This window comes from Puniceispirillum sp. (SeqCode) (genome assembly GCF_965657105.1).
Lineage (GTDB): Bacteria > Pseudomonadota > Alphaproteobacteria > Puniceispirillales > Puniceispirillaceae > Puniceispirillum.
In genome coordinates, this window is the sequence record NZ_CBFHNB010000095.1 from 1 (window position 1) to 3665 (window position 3665).

Genomic DNA, 3665 nt, shown 5'->3' on the forward strand with positions numbered 1-3665 from the left:
CCAACACGGTGCTGGCGGTGGCGACCAGAATTGCCAGCAAATCCAGCATGACACTTAAAACGGGCAAACGTGCCTTTTATGAACAGGCGGAAATGTCTTTATCAGACGCCTATGATTTTGCTGCTGGCATTATGGTTGATAATATGCTCAAGCGCGATGCCGAAGAAGGCGTCAATGCCTTTCTTGAAAAACGCCATGCTGTCTGGCATGACGAATAGGCATTTTGATTGGCCGCCTTGTTACGTTACCAATAGCCTTTAATAGCCGCTATACGTGACCCGAAATAGGCGATGCGCGCATCGGCATCCTCGCCCAGCATGTCAAAGCTAGTTTCTAATATATGTTCAATCGTTGAAATCATGGGGGCCATTTCAAATAGCCGTTTGGTTTTTGAAATCGGCACATCGATTACCAGATCGGCATAATCACCAAAGGGCGACAATATATCATCGGTAATCGCAACCGTCGGAATGTTCAGTGATTGCGCAGCCTGAACAAGGCGGACAGTTTCGCTTGAATAGGGTGTTGTCGAAAAGGTAATCAAGGTGTCGGCAGGTGACATCTGTGCCAGATCCTGCGCCGAGGCCAACCCCGACTCGGTCATCAAATGGAAATTATCAAAAACCATCCGGCCCATGTAATTCATATAGCTTGCAAAGGCTTGCGCACTGCGAAAGCCAGCAATATGAACCTGGCGTGATGTATGGATGCGCGCCGCCACCTTGGCAATTTGCGCATGTGTCTTATCCCGCCACTGTGTTGGCTCTGACGCGCCATTGTCATATTTATCGGCGGCTGATGATGGTGTAGTCGCATATATATTAGCGCGGACGGCGCGTTGAAATGCGGGATAGCCTGAATAGCCCCATTTACGCGTCAGCCGGATAATTGATAAGGGCGATACACCGGTTAAGGTGGCAAGCTCGCGGATGCTTTGGAACGGAACATCAGCCAGCCCCCGAATGATCACCGCGCTGGCTTTTTGAAGAGTGCGGCTCAGGCCAGCATGTTGCTGCTTTAGATCGTCATGTAGTCCCATATTCATGATCCTATGCAAAACCAAAATATACAGCAACTCTAAATTGTTACGATTGTAACATAGGTATTAGAAATATAACAAACGTTTTACATTGCATCTGAATATGTTACCAACTTAATGAATAAAGAAAAAATATATACAGGTTTTTCAAGGATGCTTTTATGATTAGCCAAGGGTGTTTTTATGATTAGTAAATCAGTATTTCCGCGTCATAGCAAAGCGGATCTAGCTGTTGCCTCACATGGTGACGGCTGTTTCATTGTTGATAAAGCAGGCAAGCGTTATCTGGATGCTTCGGGTGGGGCGGCGGTGTCCTGTCTTGGGCATTCGGATGATAGCGTCCGCCAAGCGATGATTAAGCAAACCGAAACCCTTGCTTTTGCGCATACGTCTTTCTTTACCAGCGAACCTGCCGAGGCCTTGGCCGATCTACTCATTGCCAATGCCCCCAAAGGCGTGACACGTGCTTATTTTGTGTCGAGTGGCTCCGAGGCGGTCGAAGCGGCCTTGAAGCTGGCCAAGCAATATTATGTTGAAATCGGTCAGCCTGAACGTCACCGGATTATCTCGCGGCGGCAAAGCTATCATGGCAATACACTAGGCGCGTTGGCGGCGGGCGGCAATGTCTGGCGGCGTACTTTCTTTGAGTCAATGCTTGCCGAGACCAGTTTGATTGCGCCTTGCTATGCCTATCGCGATCAACAGGCTGGCGAAAGCGAATATGACTATGGCCAGCGTGTTGCCAATGAGCTTGAAACTGAAATTCTGGCGGTTGGTGCAGATAAAGTGATGGCCTTTCTGGCTGAACCTGTCGTTGGTGCTACCGCGGGGGCTTTGGCATCGGTGCCAGGTTATTTCACCCGTATTCGTGAGATATGCGATAAATATGGTGTGCTGTTGATTCTTGACGAAGTGATGTGTGGCATGGGGCGCACCGGATCGTTCTTTGCCTGTGAACAGGATCACATCACCCCCGATATTGTCACCATCGCCAAAGGTCTAGGCGCGGGCTATCAACCGATTGGTGCGGCGCTTTGCACCGATGCTATCTATGATGCGATCGCTGCTGGTTCTGGGTTTTTCCAGCATGGCCATACCTATCTTGGGCATCCGGTTGCCTGTGCGGCGTCGCTGGCGGTGATGCACCGTATTCTGGATGATGATTTATGCGCGCGCGTTCGCCAGCAAGGCGCGCTGTTGAATGACCGGCTTCATGCCCGTCTTGGTCAGCATCCTTTTGTTGGCGATATTCGGGGGCGGGGTCTGTTCCGCGGCATTGAATTGGTCCAGGACCGAACCGCTAAAACGCCGTTTGCGCGCGCGCGCAATATTGCGGGCACGATCAAGAAAAAGGCACTTGATTTGGGGCTAATCTGCTATCCGATGCAAGGCACGATTGATGGCCAGCAAGGCGACCATGTGCTGATCGCGCCGCCTTTCATCATTGCCGCTACCGAGATTGACCTACTTGTCGATCTTCTTGGCACGGCCATTGATCACAGCATTGCCAGCTCGGCTTGATTAGCCATGCGCGCCGTAATGGCCGCTAATCATCTGTGTGATCCGTTTTATCATCTGATTGTTGCGCTCCAGCGGTGCCAGAATCTGTTCGGCGATGGCTTGATAATCGGAATAGCTTTCGTCGCGGTAATTTTGTGCTTCGGCAACGTTGGTCTGGCTATGCGTGCTTTTATCAAGTGAAAATTCTTGTCGGATGATGGCTTGCGCTTCATCAAAATTAAGGCTCAAGGCTTGGCGCAGGACATCTTCATTACTATGCCGTGTTGATTCGGCAAAGCGCGGCACCCGGCAAATCAACGCTAGCGAGTCGATAATCAGCGCGATACGGACCGCGTGAATTATATCCAGACTGACGCGCTCATTGCCGCTAATCCGGACATCGTCAACGCCAATCAATTTTGACAGGCGATACAGGTCAATCAAATCATCTCGCAGGCGCCAGACGATCTGCCGCGCCGCGCGGGTGCGCCGGTCATCATTCAGCATAAACCCAAGCTTGCGATAGGCGCGCAAATTACGCGGTTGATAGCCATGATAGCCGCGATCAATCCAAAAGCCATTATCCAGTAATTTGGCATAGGCCAGAACCGTATTCAGCGATCCCAGCTCCTTTGCCGCCAGCACATGCCCAAGTAATTGTTGCAGGCGCGGCGAGCTTTCATAAAGTTCGACAAATTGATCGGCATCGATCTGCGCCGCGCTGCCAAATCCCGAAATGACATTCGCCAGAAACCCAAGCTGTTGCAGGATCGCATTATGCGGAATGGCACGCATCTTTGACGGATCCTGACGCCCCATGCCGACCTGAACAACCCGCTTGGCAGGCCGTGAGCCAGTTTTCGGCAACAGATTGATACCAAAAATATCCAGCAAGGTTACATAGCTTGGATCGGAAAACAGCTTTTCATGCCAGGCTTTTAGCGCCAGAAACATATCCAGCGCAAAGTCGTTATTCTGATAGAAGCTATCATGCTGCCAGGCACAGCTTGGTTGCGCGGTTTCGGCGGCAAACAGATGATTGATAGTCGATTGCGCCAAGGCTGGCGAACCAAACATCCGATAGCCATCACCACCCTGAAAACTTGATTGATGATGAATGCGCACG

The 3665-nt window shown here is 50.9% G+C and carries 3 protein-coding genes and 1 pseudogene; 2 read left to right on the forward strand and 2 right to left on the reverse strand.

Features of this window, described 5'->3' with window-relative positions; genetic code table 11:
- A partial coding sequence (locus tag ACTF7Q_RS10235) for an enoyl-CoA hydratase-related protein (protein ID WP_438997735.1) occupies positions 1–218 on the forward strand: 218 nt, incomplete at its 5' end.
- A gap of 26 nt (positions 219–244) precedes the next feature.
- On the opposite strand, the gene ACTF7Q_RS10240 is transcribed toward ACTF7Q_RS10235, so the two are convergent.
- Positions 245–1039, reverse strand: coding sequence for a MurR/RpiR family transcriptional regulator (locus ACTF7Q_RS10240; protein ID WP_438997736.1), 795 nt, complete (start codon positions 1037–1039; stop codon positions 245–247).
- Positions 1040–1222: 183 nt separating this feature from the next.
- On the opposite strand from ACTF7Q_RS10240, the gene ACTF7Q_RS10245 reads away from it, so the two are divergent.
- Positions 1223–2560 (forward strand): aspartate aminotransferase family protein, encoded by a 1338-nt coding sequence (locus ACTF7Q_RS10245; RefSeq protein WP_438997737.1) that lies wholly within the window; start codon positions 1223–1225, stop codon positions 2558–2560.
- On the opposite strand, the pseudogene ACTF7Q_RS10250 reads toward ACTF7Q_RS10245, so the two are convergent.
- Positions 2561–3665, reverse strand: a pseudogene (locus ACTF7Q_RS10250) (hypothetical protein); the annotation flags it as partial.